General features: G+C 59.6%; 13 protein-coding genes. 5 read left to right on the top strand and 8 right to left on the bottom strand.

Going from position 1 to position 19621, the window contains the following annotated elements:
• Positions 1-559 precede the first annotated feature (559 nt).
• The gene (locus tag QD336_RS21715) at positions 560-2506 is read left to right on the top strand and encodes a M23 family metallopeptidase (RefSeq protein WP_499172149.1); all 1947 of its coding nucleotides are present in this window, start codon (positions 560-562) and stop codon (positions 2504-2506) included.
• A gap of 68 nt (positions 2507-2574) precedes the next feature.
• Here the strand turns inward: QD336_RS21715 and clpB are convergent, their stop codons facing one another.
• From clpB to QD336_RS21685, 6 genes are all read right to left on the bottom strand, one after another.
• On the bottom strand, positions 2575-5199 hold the full coding sequence (clpB, locus tag QD336_RS21710; protein ID WP_499172148.1) for an ATP-dependent chaperone ClpB: 2625 nt from the start codon (positions 5197-5199) through the stop codon (positions 2575-2577).
• 363 nt (positions 5200-5562) lie between these two features.
• A complete protein-coding gene (locus QD336_RS21705; protein WP_499172147.1) occupies positions 5563-6348 on the bottom strand; it encodes a DUF4167 domain-containing protein in 786 nt (261 codons plus the stop codon).
• Positions 6349-6744: 396 nt separating this feature from the next.
• Complete coding sequence (prmC, locus tag QD336_RS21700) at positions 6745-7614, bottom strand: peptide chain release factor N(5)-glutamine methyltransferase (RefSeq protein ID WP_499172146.1); 870 nt, start codon at positions 7612-7614, stop codon at positions 6745-6747.
• Entirely contained in the window at positions 7611-8690 is a 1080-nt protein-coding gene (prfA, locus tag QD336_RS21695; protein ID WP_269347267.1) for a peptide chain release factor 1, read from the bottom strand. Before prfA ends, prmC begins: the two co-directional genes overlap by 4 nt.
• Positions 8691-8719: 29 nt before the next feature.
• On the bottom strand, positions 8720-10987 hold the full coding sequence (gene ptsP, locus QD336_RS21690) for a phosphoenolpyruvate--protein phosphotransferase (RefSeq protein WP_269347269.1): 2268 nt from the start codon (positions 10985-10987) through the stop codon (positions 8720-8722).
• 175 nt (positions 10988-11162) lie between these two features.
• Positions 11163-12440 carry an aspartate kinase gene (locus QD336_RS21685; RefSeq protein ID WP_003508761.1) on the bottom strand — a complete coding sequence of 426 codons (1278 nt, stop codon included), beginning with the start codon at positions 12438-12440 and terminating at the stop codon, positions 11163-11165.
• Positions 12441-12830: 390 nt separating this feature from the next.
• Between QD336_RS21685 and QD336_RS21680 the strand changes: the two genes are divergently transcribed.
• The gene (locus QD336_RS21680; protein WP_269347271.1) at positions 12831-14678 is read left to right on the top strand and encodes a DEAD/DEAH box helicase; all 1848 of its coding nucleotides are present in this window, start codon (positions 12831-12833) and stop codon (positions 14676-14678) included.
• Positions 14679-14977: 299 nt separating this feature from the next.
• Here the strand turns inward: QD336_RS21680 and QD336_RS21675 are convergent, their stop codons facing one another.
• Positions 14978-16216, bottom strand: a complete 1239-nt coding sequence (locus QD336_RS21675; RefSeq protein ID WP_499172145.1) for a saccharopine dehydrogenase family protein — start codon at positions 16214-16216, stop codon at positions 14978-14980.
• 59 nt (positions 16217-16275) lie between these two features.
• Entirely contained in the window at positions 16276-17373 is a 1098-nt protein-coding gene (gene nspC / locus QD336_RS21670; protein ID WP_499172144.1) for a carboxynorspermidine decarboxylase, read from the bottom strand.
• 281 nt (positions 17374-17654) lie between these two features.
• Between nspC and QD336_RS21665 the strand changes: the two genes are divergently transcribed.
• The 3 genes from QD336_RS21665 to galE all read left to right on the top strand — a co-directional run bounded on the left by QD336_RS21665 (position 17655) and on the right by galE (position 19602).
• The gene (locus QD336_RS21665) at positions 17655-17999 is read left to right on the top strand and encodes an ElaB/YgaM/YqjD family protein (protein WP_499172143.1); all 345 of its coding nucleotides are present in this window, start codon (positions 17655-17657) and stop codon (positions 17997-17999) included.
• 10 nt (positions 18000-18009) lie between these two features.
• Positions 18010-18447, top strand: a complete 438-nt coding sequence (locus tag QD336_RS21660) for a hypothetical protein (RefSeq protein ID WP_499172142.1) — start codon at positions 18010-18012, stop codon at positions 18445-18447.
• A gap of 171 nt (positions 18448-18618) precedes the next feature.
• Positions 18619-19602: a UDP-glucose 4-epimerase GalE gene (gene galE / locus QD336_RS21655; RefSeq protein WP_269347281.1), complete on the top strand. Its 984-nt coding sequence runs from the start codon at positions 18619-18621 to the stop codon at positions 19600-19602.
• Positions 19603-19621: the final 19 nt, after the last annotated feature.

The raw sequence follows: 19621 nt of genomic DNA, 5'->3' as shown, positions 1-19621 counted from the left end.
CCCACGTTTCTCTTTCTTCTCATATTCAATTGTCAAAAAACAGACCACTCAAAGCAGTCAAAAAATCAAACCCCCAAGGCTCAAAACCCCGGAAACCAACAAGCATTCAGCTCATCAACTTGATTTATTTAGAACGAAAGACTTCGTCGCCAGCAGCGCCGCCGCCCTCGTTCAGTGAGCGGACTTATAAGAGAACCGCACCGAACAAGTCAACAGCCCAAATTCGAAAAACTTACAAAAACATACAAAGAACTGAAATTAAAAGGTAATTTCGTTTTTTAGTGATTGCTGCCCTTCCATACCCCCCTGACCGCCGGGGTTTTGCACAGGAGAAGAGCACCCGGACACCCAAGACAGGTGGCGCGCCTTCTTTTGGCCCGGTTCCTCACTAATTGCTTTGTCAACGAAGCGTTAATATCGGGCCGGCCTGCGCATGCCCTTATATAGAGCGTTGCGATGTATCTGCCGCCGCGTCGATGGATTTGACTCACGGCTTTGAAAGTTGCACATCTTCGCCTGAAGTTTCTGGAGAGCGCATGACCGACGGGGCACAGCTAGTATGATTGCGGATCGCAATGTGATCCGGTCGCTAGGCACGGAACCGCCAATTCTGGCGGAAGGGCGCCGTGCACCCGATCGTCGCGAAATTTCGCTCCGATGGCTCTCCGGCACGTTCCTGACCGGCATTACCTCTTCCATATTGATGGGGGTTGCGCTGTTTGCCGCTCTCGACGGTCGCCAGCAGCTTGCCATTCCCGCCGAAGCCTTCGCCAAGGCGGATATGGGCAACAATGCCACGGAAGCCGCGCGTCGCGGCACACGCCTTGTCGCACCGAATATAGCGGCCCGACCGTCCGACCGGTCGATCATGGAAGTTTCCACCGTCATCAACGAAGGCGACAAGGAAGTGGTCCGCAAGGTTCCCTTCTCTCACGTCAAGATTCCGCTGGCGGCAAATTACGCCAAGCAGGACGACTATCCCGCCTTCGATCCTCTGAACATCTTTGCGAGCAATGACGACAAGGATGCGCCCGCGCCGGCCGCAAGCCGAACGGGAACGATCTATGGCTCCGAAGTGGAATCCGAAGTCAGCCTGAAAACCGTCGCTTTTCCCGTCCAGCATTCCAAATATGCCTTTGCCGGCTCCCTGAGCTTCGATGAGGTCGAGGAGGCGGTACGTTCCAACGGCTCGATCCTGACGGACGGTAACGAGCAGGTTGCGGCCCTTTATTACATCGACCCGCGCCGTTTCGATAATGATGAGGGTGATGTCGATATTACCGCCGGCCTTGCCGCCCGTGTTGTCGAACAGAACATGTCGGTTTCGACCCCGCAGTCGGCCTCGGTGCCCGTCAAGGAATATGCCGACGACGTGATCCCTGCCCGTCAGACCGAGACGATCGAGGCCGCCCTGTTCGGCGCCGGCTATTCGAAGGTACAATCGTCGGAAATCGCCGGGTTGCTGTCCCCGCAAATCCAGTCGAACAATGTCGAAAGCGGCGATGTGCTGCGCGTCGGCATTATTCAGGAAGACGAAAAGAGCGACATTGTCCGCGTGAGCCTTTATCGCAAGGGCCGCCACATGGTTACCATGGCCGTCGATGACCGCAAGCGTTTCATCAAGGCCAGCGAACCGCCGAAACTCGATGCGGTTGCGACCGCCTTCGACAGTACGCCGGCACCTGCCGCCGGGCGCGACCTGCCGAGTGTCTATGACGGCGTCTACCGGGCGGCTCTGGCCTACGGCATGAACCAGAGCATGGTTTCGCAGCTCATCAAGCTTCTGGCCAGCAGCGTCGATTTTCAGGCGCAGCTGAAGCCGGCGGATACGCTGGAAGCCTTCTTCTCCGTGGAAGATGCGGATGGCAAGGCGACGGACAAGTCGGAACTGCTCTACGTCAACGCCAAGTTCGGCGACAATGAAACGCGGTTTTACCGATTCCAGAGTCCGGAAGACAATAGCGTCGATTATTTCGACGAGAACGGCAAAAGCATCCGTCAGTTCCTGCTGCGCAACCCGGTTCCGAACGGCCGCATGACATCCGGTTTCGGCATGCGCCGCCACCCGGTTTTGAAATTCAGCCGCATGCACACCGGCACCGACTGGGCGGCCGCGCGCGGCACGCCGATCATCGCGACGGGCAACGGCACGGTCGAAAAGGCCGGCTGGGCCTCGGGTTATGGCAACCAGACCCTGATCCGCCACGCCAATGGCTATGTTTCTTCCTATAACCACCAGAGTGCGATCGCCAAGGGCGTCACCGAGGGTTCCAAGGTCCGCCAGGGCCAGGTGATCGGCTATGTGGGATCGACCGGGCTTTCGACCGGCGCACATCTGCATTACGAGCTGATCGTCAATGGCACGAAAGTGGATGCGATGAAGGTGCGCCTGCCGGGTGGCAAGTCCCTTTCCGGTGAGGCGCTGGCACGGTTCTCCGACGAGAGAAAACGCATCGATAATCTGCTCAACATCGATGAAAAGCCCAATCAGGTGGCAAGCCGCTGATCTGCGGAAAATACCGGATCGACTTCCACGCCATATGAAAAGGGCTCCGTTTCCGGAGCCCTTTCCTTTTATGCCGCGTCGGCGGTTTCGGCTTCGGCTTCACCCTTGGCGGGCTTGACCTTGAAGAGCAGCCGGTCGGTGCCCGAGGTCACCTTGACCCGCGAACCATCCGGGACTTCGCCACCGAGGATCATTTCGGCCAGCCGGTCCTGAACCGATTTCTGGATCACCCGCTTCAGCGGACGTGCGCCATAGGCCGGATCGTAACCCTTGTTGGCAAGCCAGTTGCGGGCGTCCTCATCCAGTTCCAGCGTGATCTTGCGATCGGCCAGAAGCGATACGAGGCGCTTCAGCTGGATTTCCACGATCGCACCCATCTCGTCGCGCCGCAGGCGGTGGAACAGGATGATATCGTCGATACGGTTGAGGAATTCCGGCCGGAAATGCGACCGAACCCGCTCCATGACCAGTTCACGAACCGAATCCACATCGTCATTGTCGCCCATCTGCGTCATGAATTCCGAACCGAGGTTCGAGGTCATGATGATGATGGTGTTCTTGAAATCGACGGTGCGGCCCTGGCCGTCCGTGAGGCGGCCGTCATCCAGCACCTGCAGCAGGACGTTGAAGACGTCCGGATGCGCTTTTTCGATCTCGTCGAACAGCACGACCTGATAGGGCCGGCGGCGTACCGCTTCCGTAAGCGCACCGCCCTCTTCGTAGCCGACATAGCCGGGAGGCGCGCCGATCAGCCGGGCAACGGAGTGTTTCTCCATATATTCCGACATGTCGAGGCGAACCATCGCGGTTTCATCGTCGAACAGGAAGCGGGCGAGCGACTTGGTCAGCTCGGTCTTGCCCACGCCCGTCGGACCGAGGAAGATGAACGAACCGATCGGCCGGTTGGGATCCTGCAGGCCCGCGCGCGAACGGCGAACCGCCTTGGACACCGCCTGCACGGCCTCACCCTGCCCGACAACGGACTTGGCAAGTTCGTCTTCCATGCGCAGCAGCTTTTCGCGCTGACCTTCCAGCATCTTGTCGACCGGAATACCCGTCCAGCGCGACACGACATGGGCGATATTGTCCGCCGTCACCACTTCCTGCACCATCGAACCGGCACCGCTGCTGTCGCGGGCTTCCGCCGCAGCCAGTTCCTTTTCGAGACCGGGAATAATGCCATAGGTCAACTCGCCGGCGCGCTGGAACTGGCCGTTGCGCTGAGCAATCGCCAGTTCGTTGCGGGCCTCGTCGAGCCGCTTCTTGAGGTCTGCGGCATGGCCGAGCTTCTGCTTTTCCGCCTGCCAGCGGGCTGTCAGCGCATCTGCCTTTTCTTCGGTATCGGCCAGCTCATCCTCGAGCTTCTTGAGGCGGTCGACGGAAGACTGGTCGGTTTCCTGCTTCAGGGCTTCGCGTTCGATCTTCAGCTGAATGATGCGGCGATCCAGTTCGTCCAGTTCTTCCGGCTTGGAATCCACCTGCATGCGAAGACGCGAGGCGGCCTCGTCCATCAGGTCGATTGCCTTGTCGGGCAGGAAGCGGTCGGTGATGTAGCGGTTGGAAAGCGTCGCAGCCGCAACAAGGGCCGAATCCGAGATGCGGACCTTGTGGTGCTGTTCGTATTTTTCCTTCAGACCGCGCAGGATCGAGATCGTGTCCTCGACGTTCGGTTCATCCACCAGCACGGGCTGGAAACGGCGGGCAAGGGCCGGGTCCTTCTCCACATGCTTGCGATATTCATCGAGCGTGGTGGCGCCAACGCAGTGCAGTTCACCACGGGCAAGCGCAGGCTTCAGCAGATTGGACGCATCCATTGCGCCATCGGCCTTGCCGGCGCCGACCAGCGTGTGCATCTCGTCGATGAACAGAATGATGCCGCCATTTTCGGCCTGCACCTCGTTCAGCACAGCCTTCAGGCGCTCTTCAAATTCACCGCGATATTTCGCGCCGGCGATCAGCGCGCCCATATCGAGCGCCATCAGTTTCTTGTCCTTCAGGCTCTCAGGCACGTCGCCATTGACGATGCGCAGCGCAAGGCCTTCGGCGATCGCCGTTTTACCGACGCCCGGTTCACCGATCAGCACGGGATTGTTCTTGGTGCGGCGCGAGAGGACCTGGATGGTACGGCGAATTTCGTCGTCGCGGCCGATCACAGGGTCGAGTCTACCCTCGCGGGCTTCCTCTGTCAGATCGCGCGCATATTTCTTCAGCGCGTCAAAGCCCTGTTCGGCATTGGCGCTATCAGCCGTGCGGCCCTTGCGAATGTCGTTGATGACCTGATTGAGCGCCTGCGCCGTCACGCCCGCCTTCTTCAGGGAAGCCGAGGTGGAAGCGGAGCTTTCAATCGCAAGCGCCTGCAGAAGACGCTCGACGGTGACGAAACTGTCGCCGGCCTTCTTGGCAAGGTCTTCAGCGGTTGAAAATACCTTGGCGAGCGGGGCCGTCAGCGAAAGGCCGCCATTGCCGCCGGAAACCTTGGGCAATTTTGCAAGCGCCGCATCATTGGCAAGACGCGCTTCCTTGGCGTCGCCGCCCGCACGCTCGATCAGCGATGCAGCCATGCCCTGCTCATCATCAAGCAGGACCTTCAGAACATGTTCGGGCGAAAACTGCTGATGGTTTTCGGCAAGCGCAAAAGTCTGCGCCGATTGCAGAAAACCGCGAACGCGTTCGGAGTATTTTTCAATATTCATAGTCGAACCTCCATAGACCGGCCCGCCCGCTTTCGGCACGGATCCGGGTGTTAGGGTTGAGGCTCCCTCAAAGGCAAGCCCCGCTACGACAGCCGTGTTTTAAGGATTTCACGATCGCCGCCTCTTGATGGCCGGTCACCGGCGAATGCGGCTTCCGTCCTTCCTGCACGAATATGGGAGGCATTTTCATGGGTTTAAAGGGGCGAGAATTCGCCGTGCGGGAAATTTTCGCCGGATTTGACCGGCATCAATTCCGCCCTGCGATCAAGCAGGGGCGACAGCCCGTCTCTCATCGACCGCCAAAAACAAAAAACTCCGGCAAGCCGGAGTTTTTCGATCGCGTAGCTGATTTGCAGACGCTGCTTATTCAGCGGCATTCTCAAGCGTGGCAGCGGGGGCCTCTTCACCGGCCGGCGCATCTTCGCCTTCGGCACCTTCCGCCGCCGCGGTGCGGCGCGGGCGGCGCTGGCGCGGACCTGTTGCCCGGCGCGCCTTGGGTGCGCGTTCGGCCGGAGCTTCCGCCTGCTGCTGCTCTTCCTCGACGGCCACTTCCATGGGCGTGCCTTCGATGACGGGCTGCGGCGCCTGGCTGGCGTCATAGACCGGCGGCTGCTGTTCGGCGGCCACCTGCGGCTGGCGCGGCTGGCGCTCCTGCCGTTCGCGGCGTTCGGGACGCTCACGACGTTCCTGGCGCTGCTCGTTCCGCTCAGTACGCTCCTGGCGTTCCGGCTGCTGCACGCGCTCGGCCTGTTCGGCCTGCTGCTGCGGTGCAACGACGCCTTCATCGCCGTCGTTCACATCCATGTCGTCGCCATCGGCAGCGTTATAGTCGCCGCGGTCGTCGCGCTGGAAGCGTTCCTGCATCTGGGCCTGAGCCGAGGCGATGATGCGGTTGTAATGTTCAGCGTGCTGCAGATAGTTTTCAGCGATCACGCGGTCGCCGGAACTCTGCGCGTCGCGCGCCAGAGCCGCGTATTTTTCCGCTATGTGCTGGGCTGTGCCACGGATTTTAACATCGGGGCCGGAACTGTCATAAGTCCTGGTAAGCGGATTGCCGCCCTTGCGGTTGAAGTTGTTGTTACCGCCACCATTGTTATTGTTGTTGTTTCCACGCCCCCGGCCGCGCTTGTTTTGCTGTCCTGGCCTCATCAATTGCTCACCTGAATTCTGTTTTGCTGACAATCTGGTTGTTTTCATGCAATTCCGGGCGGAAAACCGCTGGAAATTTTTCCTGAAATTGCTCCATCACGCGCCTTGCCGAAGATAACCCCAGGGCAAGACCTCGCGTATGACGACCGGCTGCGCAAATGCTGCACCGAGCCGCCTGCGAACAAAGTTTACTGATTCACATGCCGGAAACGCCCAGCCTTTCAGGGCTCTCAAAAGAACCCGCTTCGGGACTGACCCATACCCTGACGAATCTGTGTTCGTCCTCAGCCACCCGGCATGTGGCCGCAAACTATCCCGCTTCCTGCGGAAATCCAAGCCTTTTCTTTTGCTGTGCAAAATATCCTTGCAAAAAATCCGCAGACATATCGCGAACAACTATCTCCGGAAGGTCAAAACTCTGTCGTTGCCACCATAATCCTTCACGGCATCCAGAAGAGAGAAACCGTGGGAAGCAAATATAGCGGAAACATCAAGCCTTTGATCGAAACCGATCTCCACACCGACAATCCCGTTTTCCACAAGAAAGCGGCCTGCATCGGCAGCAATAAGGCGGTACGGTGCAAGGCCGTCCTGACCTCCGTCCAGCGCCGCCATCGGATCGTGGTTACGAACCTCTTGGTCGAGCGTTGCGACGATATCTGTTCTTATATAAGGCGGATTCGACACAATTATGTCAAAGCGGCCAGAGATTTTTTCAAACCAGTCGCTGCGAATGGTTTCGAAGCGCCCGGCGAGACCATTTCGGGCAGCATTCCTGGCCGCCGTTTCCAGCGCATCGGCGGAAATATCGCTGCCGATACCGGTGGCGTCCGGACATTCCTTCAAAAGTGCGAGAGCGATCGCCCCCGTGCCCGTGCCCATATCCAGGATGCGGGCGCTTCCCCTGGCTAGAACCACTTTTTTCAGCGCCGGCAGCAGCGTATCGACCAGAACTTCCGTATCCGGCCGGGGTTCGAGCGTTTCCTTCGACAAAAGGAGATCGAGGCCATGAAACTCCCGGTGGCCGAGGATGCGATGAACGGGTTCGCCGCTGGCCCGTCGCTCGATCATGGTGATGATACGGGTGTTTTCTTCCACGGTAACGGGCCGGTCGGGCTTCATCACGAAATCGGTCAGTGAAAAATCGACGACTTCCGCAATCAGGAGCCGCGCATCGAGAAGCGGATCGTCGATCCCGGCGGCCTGCAGCCTTTTGCGGGCAGCGGCAAGCGCGTCCGCAATGGTTGCTTCAGCCCCCGTACTCAAAGCTGCTCGCCGAGCTGCGCCAGCTGGCCGGCCTGATAATCCGCGATCAGCGCATCCACCAGCTCATCGATCTCGCCTTCGATCATGCGGTCGAGCTTATAAAGCGTGAGATTGATGCGGTGATCTGTGACGCGGCCCTGCGGAAAGTTATAGGTGCGGATGCGTTCGGAACGGTCGCCGGAGCCCACCTGGCTCTTGCGGTCGGCGGAGCGTTCGCTCTCCACCTTCTGCCGCTCGATGTCATAAAGGCGCGAGCGCAGAACCTGCATGGCCTTGGCGCGGTTCTGATGCTGCGACTTTTCCGAACTGGTGACGATCAGGCCCGTCGGAAGATGGGTGATACGAACCGCAGAGTCGGTCGTATTGACGTGCTGGCCGCCCGCGCCCGAAGCGCGCATGGTATCGATGCGGATATCTTCCGGGCGGATTTCAACGTCGATGTCCTCCGCTTCCGGAAGTACTGCGACGGTGGCGGCCGACGTGTGGATGCGGCCGCTCGCTTCCGTTTCCGGCACGCGCTGCACCCGGTGCACGCCGGATTCGAATTTCAGCTTGGAAAACACCCCTCGCCCGCTGATCGTGGCGATGATTTCCTTGTAACCGCCCGCTTCACCTTCGCTGGCGGAAAGCACTTCCACCTTCCAGCCCTTGGTCGACGCAAAACGCTCATACATGCGGAACAGATCGCCGGCAAAAAGCGCGGCCTCGGAGCCGCCGGTGCCGGCACGGATTTCGAGGATCGCGCTTTTTTCATCCGCCGCATCCTTGGGAAGCAAGAGGACCTGCATGTCCTTTTCAAGCTCGCCGATGCGGGTCTCGATCTCCGGCAGCTCCATTTCCGCCAGATCGCGCATATCCTTGTCGGTCGACTTGTCGGCCAACAACGCTTCCAGATCAGAGGCCTCGGAAACCGCTTTTTCGTATTCGCGGATTTTCTTCACCACGGGCTCGAGTTCGGAATATTCCGAAGCGAGCTTCACATAGACATCCGCCGCCGGGCCGGCCGACATGCGCGCTTCGATCTCACCGAAACGTCTTTCCAACTCACGCATTTTTTCGACGGGAAGCTTCGCCACCAGTCACTCCAATAATGAAACAGGTCTTTTTAAATGGGAATGGAATGCGTCGCGGCAAAGCGTAACAACACCTCGCGCGCGCTTTCCAGCGAATTATGATCGTCCAGCGCCGCATTCAGCTCTTCGGCAAGGTTTGCGGCATCAAGCCCGAGCAGCATGGCCTTAACCGGACCGATCGCCGTCGGCGACATGGAAATCGAGCGGAAACCAAGCCCGATCAACGCCATGGCCGAAAGTGGCTTGCTCGCCATCTCACCGCACAACGTCACCGAAGTGTGGTGTCTTTCGCCGGCGCGCACGATATCACGCAGAATGCGCAGGAACGGCTTGCCGAGATTGTCGAAACGATCCGAAACACGCGCATTGCCACGATCGACCGCCATCGAGAACTGGAACAGGTCGTTCGAACCGACGGAGACGAAATCCACCTCCTGCATCAGTTCGTCGAGCTGCCACATGAGCGACGGCACTTCCAGCATCGCGCCGAATTGCAGCTTTTTCGGCAGCGCATGGCTGAACTTCGAAAGATGCTGCACTTCCTTCTGCAACAGGTCGCGCGCAGCGCGGATTTCGGAGACTTCCGTCACCATCGGCAACATCATGCGCAGTTCAGCACCGGAGGCGGCGCGCAACAGCGCGCGCATCTGCGTGCGCATCAGGCCCGGGCGGTCGAGCGACAGGCGGATGGCCCGCCAGCCGAGCGCCGGATTTTCCTCTTCCTGGCCGCGCATATAAGAAACGACCTTGTCGCCACCGATATCCAGTGTGCGGAAGGTAACGCTCTTGCCCTTGGCCTGCCGCAGAACCGAGCGGTAGAAAGCCTCCTGCTCCTCGCCCTTCGGCATGTTGGAGGCGATCATGAATTGCAGCTCCGTGCGGAACAGGCCGATACCATCGGCGCCGGATTCCTCCAGCTGCGGCAGGTCGACCAGCAAGCCCGCATTCATCTTCAGATTGACCTTCTGGCCATCCTTAGTGATCGGCTCGACATTGCGCAGCGCGCGGAATTGCTCCTGCCGGCGGGCGCGCAGCCGCACCTTTTCTTCATAGGCGCGCTGCAGATCCGACATCGGCCGCAGATGCACCTGGCCGTCATCGCCATCGATGATGATGGGATCGTTGTTTTCGGCAAGCGCAACGATACCGGTCGCCTGCCCGATGATCGGAATGCCCATGGCACGCGCCACGATGACGACATGGCTCGTCACCGCGCCGTCTTCGAGCACCAGACCGCGCAGTTTTTCGCGCGGATAATCGAGCAACTCGGCAGCGCCCATGGCGCGGGCCAGCACGATGGCATCGAGCGGAAAATCCTGCTCGGGACCACGACCGCCAAAACCGATCAGCTGCCGCAGCAGGCGGTTGGCGAGATCGTCGAAATCATGCATGCGTTCGCGCAGATAGGGATCGGTCAGGCGCATCATGCGCGCCTTGGTGTCGCTCTGCACCTTTTCGACCGCCGCTTCCGCCGTCAGGCCGTTGCGGATCGCCTCTTCCATGCGCCGCACCCAGCCCTGATCATGGGCGAACATGCGGTAGGTTTCCAGAACCTCGCGGTGCTCACCTTCGGTCGGCACATCGCGACGCTGCAGCATGTCATCGATGGACAGACGAAGAGAACCGATGGCATCGGCAAGACGCCGGATTTCCGTATCGGCATCTTCATTGAGCAGGTTGGTAACGACGATGCGGGGATCGTGCAGCACGACGTGGCCAAGACCGATGCCTTCGCCGTAACCGTCGCCATCTATGGAGACGGCACGCGTCAGATCGAGTTCCACACCGGGGCGGGTGATCTTCTTCAACTCGCCGCTCGCCACTATTTCGGCAATGAGCATCGCGGTTGTCTCAAGCGCTTCCACTTCATCCTCCCGGTATGTTCGGCTGGCCTTGTTCTGGACCACAAGAACGCCAAGAGTGCGACCGGAGCGCAAAATCGGCACGCCGAGGAAGGAATGATAAATTTCCTCACCGGTTTCAGGAAGATAGCGGAAAGCGGGATGCGCCTGCGCATCCGAAAGATTGAGCGGTTGGGCGGAAGCGGCAATGGTGCCGACAAGACCCTGCCCCATTTTCAGCTGGGCAAGATGCACGGCATCCTTGTTGAGACCTTCGGTGGCATAAAGCTCCAGCACGCTGTCGGAGCGCAGCACATAGACCGAGCAAACCTCCGCCACCATGTTGCTGGCAATCTGACGGACGATCTGGTCCAGACGATCCTGCGGTTCAAGGTGCTCCGCCATCATTTCGCGCAGCCGCTTGAGCAGGACGCGCGGACCTGCGGAAAGGTCTCTCATCGCGTTTGCTCCCCGACGCTTCCGATCCGAATGTCATAATATTCGAGAATCAAAACGTCATTTAAAAATTTATAGCGCGAGAAGCGCGTCCCGCAAGGGACACGCTTTCATGAAACGCCACATCGGAAGAACGCAACTCCGAAGAATCGGAGCATCGGGAACCGATGTCTCGAAATCAAGCCTTATCGAGGCCGTAGGCGGAATGCAAAGTGCGAACAGCAAGTTCGGCATAGGCACCGTCGATCAGGATCGAAATCTTGATCTCGGAGGTGGTGATCGCCTTGATGTTGATGTTCTTCTCGGCCAGTGCCTTAAACGCGCTGGCGGCAACGCCGGCGTGGCTGCGCATGCCGATACCGATGACCGAAACCTTGGCGAGACCCGTCTCGTTCTGCGCGACATCGAAGCCGATCTGAGCCTTGTTGTCGTCGAGAACCTTGAGCGCCTTGGCAACGTCGCCCGAAGGAACGGTGAAGGTCATGTCGGTGCGCGAACCGTCTTCGGAGATGTTCTGCACGATCATGTCGACATTGATATGCGCTTCCGCCAGCGGACCGAAGATCGCGGCGGAAACGCCCGGACGGTCGGCCACGCGGCGCAGCGAGATCTGTGCTTCATCCTTGGCATAGGCGATGCCGGTTACGACTTCCTGTTCCACGATTTCATCCTCGTCACAAATCAAAGTACCGGGCGGGTTGATGAGGTCGCCCATGCCCGGCGCATCGGGATCCTCGAAACTGGAGCGAACGAAGGTGCGCACCTTGTGTACCATGGCAAGCTCGACCGAGCGAACCTGCAGAACCTTCGCGCCGAGAGAGGCCATTTCGAGCATTTCCTCGAAGGCGATCTTCTTCATGCGGCGAGCCTTGGGCTCGATACGCGGATCGGTCGTGTAGACGCCATCGACATCGGTATAGATGTCGCAGCGATCCGCCTTGACGGCAGCAGCGATGGCAACGGCCGACGTATCCGAACCGCCGCGACCGAGTGTCGCGATGCGGTTATCCGGACCGATTCCCTGGAAACCAGCAACGACGGCAACCTGCCCCTCGCCCATGCGGTGGACGATATCCGAACCGTCAATTTCGAGAATGCGGGCAGCGCCGTGCGCATTGTCGGTGCGGATCGGGATCTGCCAGCCCTGCCAGGAGCGCGCATTGATGCCCATGGATTGCAGCGTGATCGCCAGAAGACCCGACGTCACCTGCTCGCCGGATGCGACGACCGCGTCATATTCGCGTGCGTCGAAAAACGAGGCGGCGTTGGCGCCGGCCACCTTGGCGGCGTTCTGCACCCAGTCCACCAGCTCATTCGTTTTGCCGGACATGGCGGAAACGACCACGGCCACTTCATGGCCGGCATCCACTTCGCGTTTCACATGCCGTGCGACATTATGAATGCGTTCGAGGTTCGCGACGGACGTGCCGCCGAATTTCATGACAATGCGAGCCATAGCCTTGACCAGTACCATCCCATTTTCCCGCCGGCTCCTTCAGGATACGGACGGACAAGAACAAACCCAGTCGGCCCTTCCTGATAAAGAGCCTCAAGTTGCGGGTCTCTTAGCGAAAAGGTGGGGGGCACGCAATGGCGTTTATGAACCATGCGGTACGCCTTTTTCGGGAGTGCAGGCCCGGAACAATGGCGGGATGGAACGGCGGCAGGATAAAGCACCCGCAAAAGAGCGTACCGCAGTGCACTGTACAAACCGGCCCATTCGCAGTATGAGCGCGGCAATGCAACCGGCCAGATGGCCGAAATGGCCCGTATCGGCTGCCCCGGAGACTTTAGGACCTATTGGTTTCGGGCGGATGCGGGCAGCTTCATATCCGAAAGACGGTAGATGACAGACACCCAGGGTATCGCCCCGGCGATCGCGCAGGCGTTGGAAAAACGCGGCTACAAAGACTTGACCCCCGTGCAGCAGGCCATGCTTGCGCCGGAACTGGCCGACAAGGACGCGCTGGTTTCCGCGCAGACCGGTTCGGGCAAGACGGTCGCCTTCGGCATTGCGCTCGCACCGACGCTTCTGCCGGAAAATGGCCGTTTCGGCCAGGCTTCCGCGCCGCTGGCGCTGGCCATCGCGCCGACCCGCGAACTGGCCATGCAGGTGAAGCGTGAGCTGGAATGGCTCTACGAATTCGCCGGCGTGTCGATTGCTTCCTGCGTCGGCGGCATGGATGTGCGCAACGAACGCCGGGCGCTGGAACGCGGCGCCCATATCGTCGTCGGCACGCCCGGTCGCCTTTGCGACCACATCAAGCGCGGCGCACTCGACCTGTCGTCCATCCGCGCCGTGGTGCTGGATGAGGCCGACGAGATGCTCGATCTCGGTTTCCGCGAAGATCTGGAATTCATTCTCGAAGAATCCCCGGAAACCCGCCGCACGCTGATGTTCTCGGCCACCGTTCCGCGCAGCATCGCCAAGCTGGCCGAAAGCTACCAGAAGAACGCCGTGCGCATTGCCACCGCTTCCGAACAGAAGCAGCATGTGGATATCGAATATCGCGCCATGCTGGTCACCCCGGCCGACCGCGAAAACGCCATCATCAATGCGCTGCGCTTCTATGAAGCCCGCAATGCCATCGTCTTCTGCTCCACCCGTGCAGCGGTGAACCATCTGACCGCGCGGCTGAACAATCGCGGCTTTGCCGTCGTGGCACTTTCCGGCGAACTGACCCAGAACGAACGCACCCATGCGCTGCAGGCCATGCGCGACGGCCGCGCCCGCGTCTGCGTGGCAACCGACGTTGCCGCCCGCGGTATCGACCTGCCGGGCCTCGAACTCGTCATCCACGCCGACCTGCCGACCAATTCCGAAACGCTTCTGCACCGCTCCGGCCGTACCGGCCGCGCCGGTCAGAAGGGCGTCAGCGCCATCGTTGTGCCGGTCAACCAGCGCCGCAAGGCCGAACGCCTGCTGGAAGGCGCCAAGGTCAGCCCGGCGTGGGTTCGCCCGCCTTCCGCCGAAGAGATCGTCGAGCGCGACGGCGCCCGGCTTCTCGCCGATCCGTCGCTGACCGAAGCCGTGGCCGAGGACGAACGCGATTTCGTCACCAAGCTGCTCGAACAGCATGGCGCTGAAAAGGTCGCCGCCGCTTTCGTGCGCCTCTACCACGCCGGCCGTTCGGCACCTGAGGACATCACCGAAGTCTCGCTGGACAACAGCCGCAAGCCGCGCCGCGACAGTTTCGAGACGGTCGAAAACAATGCACCGCGCCGCGAGCGTTCCGATTTCGCCGACAGCGCCTGGTTTTCGCTGTCCGTCGGCCGCAAGCAGAGCGCCGAGCCGCGTTGGCTCATCCCCATGCTCTGCCGCTTCGGCAAGATCACCCGCCAGGATATTGGCGCGATCCGCATGCAGCAGACGGAAACCTTCGTGGAACTGGCGGCCGACGCCGTCGACCGTTTCACCTCCGCCATCGGCAAGGACATGACACTCGAAAAGGGCATTCGTCTTAAGGCGCTGGAAGGCAAACCGGAAATGACCGGCGGCTTTCGCGAAGACACGCGCCCGGCCAAGGCCCAGCGCAAGTTCAGCAAATCCGACAATGCGGCGGGTCCACGCGATGACCGCAAGGGCGACGACAAGCCCTGGAAAAAGAAAAAGCCCTTCGGTGACAAGCCGAAATATGAAGGCAAGAAGGACAAGCCTTTCGAGAAGCGCGGGCCGAAGCCGACAAAGGGCTGAGGGCGGCTCTGAGCAAATCTCGGTAATTTCGGGTCCGGTTCATCCGGGGCTTGAGGCCGGTGACAAGGTTTCCTCCATCATGCCGGCCCCGAGCCGGCATCCAGCCACGGCGCGTCTGCGCCGTGAGAAGGCTCTCTCGCGATCAAGGACTTGATCGCGCCGGACCCCGGACTAAATCCGGGGTGACGGTGAGGATGCTACGAAATCGCCAAATTTTTTGTGTCGGCAGACGTCGCCACCAACAAAAAAGCCCCGCTTTCGCGGGGCTTTTTTGTCTCTATCCGTCAAGAACGCTGCGCTCAGAATTCCAGCGCGCGATCGCCGTTTTCGTCCTTGATGCGGTTCGGAAGGCCGATCTTGTTCAGGATGTTCAGGAACGGCTTCGGCGGCAATTCTTCCACATTGGCCATCTGCTTCACGTCCCACTCGCCTGTCGCGATCAGCATGGCGGCAGCGACCGGGGGAACGCCGGCGGTGTAGGAAATACCCTGCGAGCCGACTTCTTCATAGGCTTCCTTGTGGTCAGCCACATTGTAGATGAAGACTTCGCGCTCCTTGCCGTCCTTGATACCCTTGACGATATCGCCGATGCAGGTCTTGCCGACATAGTCAGGCGCCAGCGAAGACGGATCGGGCAGCACGGCCTTCACCACCTTCAGCGGCACGACTTCGAGGCCTTCAGCGGTCTTGACCGGCTTTTCGGACAGGAGCCCAAGGTTCTTCAGCACGGTGAAGACGTTGATATAGTGATCGCCAAAGCCCATCCAGAAGCGCACATCGGCACCGTCCATGTTCTTGGACAGCGAATGCACTTCGTCATGGCCGGTCATATAGGCCTTCTGTTTGCCGACGACAGGCAGGTCGAATTCCTGGCCGACTTCGAACATCTGGTTCGTCTGCCACTCACCCTTCTGCCAGGAATAAACGACGCCGGTGAATTCACGGAAGTTGATTTCCGGGTCGAAATTCGTGGAGAACCAGCGGCCATGGCTGCCAGCATTGATGTCGACAATATCGACCGAGGTGACCTTGTCGAAATAATCATCCTTGGCAAGGCGGGCATAGGCATTGACCACGCCCGGGTCGAAACCGACGCCGAGAATGGCGGTAATGCCCTTTTCCTTGCACTCTTGCGCGCGCTTCCACTCGTAGTTTCCGTACCACGGCGGCGTCTCGCAGATCTTGGTCGAATCCTCGTGGATCGCCGTATCCATATAAGCAACACCCGTGTCCATGCAGGCACGAAGAACGGACATGTTGACGAAAGCCGAACCGACATTGATGACGATCTGAACGCCGGTTTCCTTGATCAAGGCTTTCGTCGCCTCGATATCCATCGCGTCAAGCGCATGGGCCTCAAGTTTCACATCTGTCTTGAGGCTCTTCTTTTCGCGTACGGACTCGACAATCTTGCGGCACTTTCCCAAAGTCCGTGACGCAATATGAATGTCTCCCAATACATCGCTGTTCTGGGCGCATTTATGCGCCACGACCTGTGCTACGCCACCGGCGCCGATGATCAGAACGTTCTTCTTCATTTCAGGTGATGCCTCCTTTTCCCCGCAGGGATGAGCTTCGTTGATGTTAAAAACAGGGTTTAAGACAGGCTTTGCTCGAAATCGGCAAAGTCGAATTCACGAACGGCGCGTACCGAACCGTCCAGTTCCTTGATGGCAATCGCCGGCATCTTCACGCCGTTGAACCAGTTCTTCTTGACCATGGTGTAACCGGCCGCATCCTGAAAGGAGATGCGATCACCGACCTTCAGCGCCTTGTCGAAGCGGAAATCGCCGAAAATATCACCGGCGAGGCAGGACTTGCCACAGACCATGTAAGGATGTTCGCCCTCATTCGGCGCAACCTTGGCGCTTTCGCGATAGATCAGGAGATCAAGCATATGCGCTTCGATGGAGCTGTCGACGATAGCGAGGTTCTTGCCATTGAACAGCGTGTCGAGAACCGTCACTTCGAGCGTCGTGCTCTTGGTGATCGAGGCTTCGCCCGGCTCCAGATAGACCTGCACGCCGTATTTTTCCGAGAATTCCCGCAGGCGGTCGCAGAACTGGTCGAGCGGATAATTATCGCCGGTAAAATGAATGCCGCCGCCGAGGCTCACCCATTCCGCACGCGACAGCAGCGATCCGAACTTCTCCTCGATCTGGGTCAACATGCGGTCGAACAGGGAAAAATCGCTGTTTTCGCAGTTGTTGTGGATCATGAAACCGGAAATACGGTCCATGACCTTGTCGACCTTGGCGACATCCCACTCGCCGAGACGGCTGAAGGGGCGCGCAGGATCGGCAAGATCGAAGCTCGAGGAGCTGACCTGCGGATTGAGGCGCAGGCCACGGGTGATGCCAGCGGCCTTGTCGGCGAAGCGCTCCAGCTGGCCGATCGAATTGAAGATGATCTTGTCCGCGTTCGAAATGACTTCGTCGATCTCGTAATCGGCGTAAGCCACGGAATAGGCGTGGGTCTCGCCGCCGAATTTCTCGCGGCCGAGACGGACTTCATAAAGCGAGGACGAGGTGGTGCCGTCCATATATTGCGACATGAAATCGAACACCGACCATGTGGCGAAGCATTTTAGCGCCAGGAGCGCCTTGGCTCCGGATTTTTCCCGCACATAGGCAATCTTCTCCATGTTGCGAAGAAGTTTTGTCTTGTCGATAAGGTAATAGGGCGTCTGCAGCATGTCGTTTCACATATTGATTGAAGTCAAGGTCCGTCTCGATGATGGGCCTTATATGATGCTTGTGACAGGAAAACAAATGTCCGGCACCGAATTCCCTGAAAATCACCCCCGAGGGGAAATGGCTGCGAAGAAAACACATGTCCGCGCGGAACCAAGCCGGCATGGGCGCGTTTGAATGACGGACAGGCGGGTGTTTCGACCGCCGCAACGAAGGTTCATGAACGGCGGCGATCAATGACATGCCGTCGTTCCGTCAATGATGTTCAGGAAGGACTTCCCTTATGGCAAGCGTGCGCAGCAACGTGAGTGACAAGATTCAGCAATCCCTCGAAAACGGTGATGCGGCCGATGTGGCGGCTCAGCTCGCCCAGCTTCGCGAAGATCTGGCAAATCTTGCCAAGAGCGTGAAGGCGCTCGGCGTCGGAGCATCGCACGAACTGAAGGCGCAGGCTGCCCGCGTCGCCGATGACGCGCTTACCGCTTCCGGCGAGATGGCCGACAGCGTGCGCAGCGAAATCTCCACGCTGAACGACAATCTCACCGACCACGTCCAGAAAAACCCGCTGCAGTCACTCGGCATCGCCGTTGGCGTCGGTTTCGTGCTCGCCCTTTTGACGCGTCGATAAGGCAGCGCCCATGCTTGAGGCATTGCTGGTCTATCTGGGGGAGACCCAGCGCGAAGGACGCGTCGTCACACGGCGATTGCGCGCGACCATAATCCTGTCGGTTCTGACCGCGATCTTCTTCCTGATCGCCTTCGTCGCCGCCGTGGTGGCGGGGTCGATCTATCTCGCCGAACATGTCGGCGCGGGCCCTGCGGCACTCGTTGTCGCGGGCGCTGCCTTCCTGCTCGGCGTCATCATGCTGGTGGCACTCGCGATCGTCAAACGTCCGAGGGTCTATGCCGCAAGGCCCACCGTGGCGCCTTTGACGGCGGCACCGCTTACCGCTGCACCTCTCGCCCTGCAATCGCTGCTGACGCTGGCCATTCAGGCGCGCCCCTATGCGACGCTTGCGGTGGCTGTCGCGGCGGGTTTTCTGGCGACCAGAGTCAATACCAAAAAGACCAAGTAATTTCTTGGCGACGCGATAAGGCAAACCGCGCATCCAGACCATGGATGCGCGGTTTTTTTTATGTTACCCGCGAAGGATAGACTGGTTGATGGCATCCTGCGCCACGCCGCCCTTATTTGAACAAAGTGACATACAGTCTCGGCGCGTCCGTAATTTTCTGAAAGGCAATTGATGAAGAAGAAAGTCCTTGTCGTCGGCGGTGCCGGCTATATCGGTTCGCACACCTGCCTTCTCCTGTCTGAGCGAGGATATGAACCGGTCGTTTTCGACAATCTGTCCAACGGGCACGAGGAATTCGTCCGCTGGGGGCCTTTCGAACAGGGCGATATTCGCGACCGGGCGCGGCTGGACGAAGTTTTCGCCAGGCACAAGCCGGAAGCCGTTCTCCACTTCGCCGCGCTGATCGAAGTCGGCGAATCGGTCAAGCAGCCGGTCGCTTTTTACGACAATAACGTCATCGGCTCGCTCAACCTGCTTTCCGCCGCCATCGATGCCGGCGTCACGTCATTCGTTTTCTCCTCCACCTGCGCCACCTACGGATTGCCGGAACAGGTGCCGATCGACGAGACGCACCGGCAGGCACCGATCAACCCCTATGGCCGCACCAAATGGGTGGTGGAGCAGGCGCTGAAGGATTACAGCACCTATAAGGGGCTGCGCTCGGTGATGCTGCGCTATTTCAACGCCGCAGGTGCGGATTTCGAAGGCCGCATCGGCGAATGGCACAAGCCGGAGACCCATGCGATCCCGCTCGCCATCGAGGCCGCACTCGGCCGGCGTCAGGGCTTCAAGGTGTTCGGCACGGATTATGACACGCGCGACGGCACCTGCGTTCGCGACTATATCCACATTCTCGACCTTGCCGATGCGCATGTGCGTGCGGTGGATTACCTGCTGGAAGGCGGCGAAACCGTCGAGCTCAACCTCGGCACCGGCACCGGCACCACGGTGAAGGAACTGCTGGCGGCGATTTCCGAAGTCTCCGGCCGCCCCTTCCCCGTCGAATATACCGGACGGCGCGATGGCGATTCCACGACGCTGGTGGCCAATAATGACAAGGCCAGAGAGGTTCTCGGTTGGGAACCGCGTTACTCCCTGTCGGATATCATCAAATCCGCCTGGGCCTGGCATTCCTCCCGCAACGCCGGGGACTGACCGGACGTGACAAACAAAA

Origin of the sequence: Rhizobium sp. BR 250, assembly GCF_047445855.1 — a bacterium.
Taxonomy (GTDB): domain Bacteria; phylum Pseudomonadota; class Alphaproteobacteria; order Rhizobiales; family Rhizobiaceae; genus Agrobacterium; species Agrobacterium tumefaciens_I.
The sequence above is the reverse complement of the archived record's forward strand: the minus strand, read 5'-3'. Positions and strand labels throughout refer to the sequence as shown.

Excerpts from the sequence above, each read along its gene's own strand:
- QD336_RS21715 (WP_499172149.1), top strand. The coding sequence starts at position 560 with ATGATTGCGGATCGCAATGTGATCCGGTCGCTAGGCACGGAACCGCCA.
- clpB (WP_499172148.1), bottom strand. The coding sequence starts at position 5,199 with ATGAATATTGAAAAATACTCCGAACGCGTTCGCGGTTTTCTGCAATCG.
- QD336_RS21705 (WP_499172147.1), bottom strand. The coding sequence starts at position 6,348 with ATGAGGCCAGGACAGCAAAACAAGCGCGGCCGGGGGCGTGGAAACAAC.
- ptsP (WP_269347269.1), bottom strand. The coding sequence starts at position 10,987 with ATGAGAGACCTTTCCGCAGGTCCGCGCGTCCTGCTCAAGCGGCTGCGC.
- QD336_RS21685 (WP_003508761.1), bottom strand. The coding sequence starts at position 12,440 with ATGGCTCGCATTGTCATGAAATTCGGCGGCACGTCCGTCGCGAACCTC.
- QD336_RS21680 (WP_269347271.1), top strand. The coding sequence starts at position 12,831 with ATGACAGACACCCAGGGTATCGCCCCGGCGATCGCGCAGGCGTTGGAA.
- QD336_RS21675 (WP_499172145.1), bottom strand. The coding sequence starts at position 16,216 with ATGAAGAAGAACGTTCTGATCATCGGCGCCGGTGGCGTAGCACAGGTC.
- nspC (WP_499172144.1), bottom strand. The coding sequence starts at position 17,373 with ATGCTGCAGACGCCCTATTACCTTATCGACAAGACAAAACTTCTTCGC.
- QD336_RS21665 (WP_499172143.1), top strand. The coding sequence starts at position 17,655 with ATGGCAAGCGTGCGCAGCAACGTGAGTGACAAGATTCAGCAATCCCTC.
- QD336_RS21660 (WP_499172142.1), top strand. The coding sequence starts at position 18,010 with ATGCTTGAGGCATTGCTGGTCTATCTGGGGGAGACCCAGCGCGAAGGA.
- galE (WP_269347281.1), top strand. The coding sequence starts at position 18,619 with ATGAAGAAGAAAGTCCTTGTCGTCGGCGGTGCCGGCTATATCGGTTCG.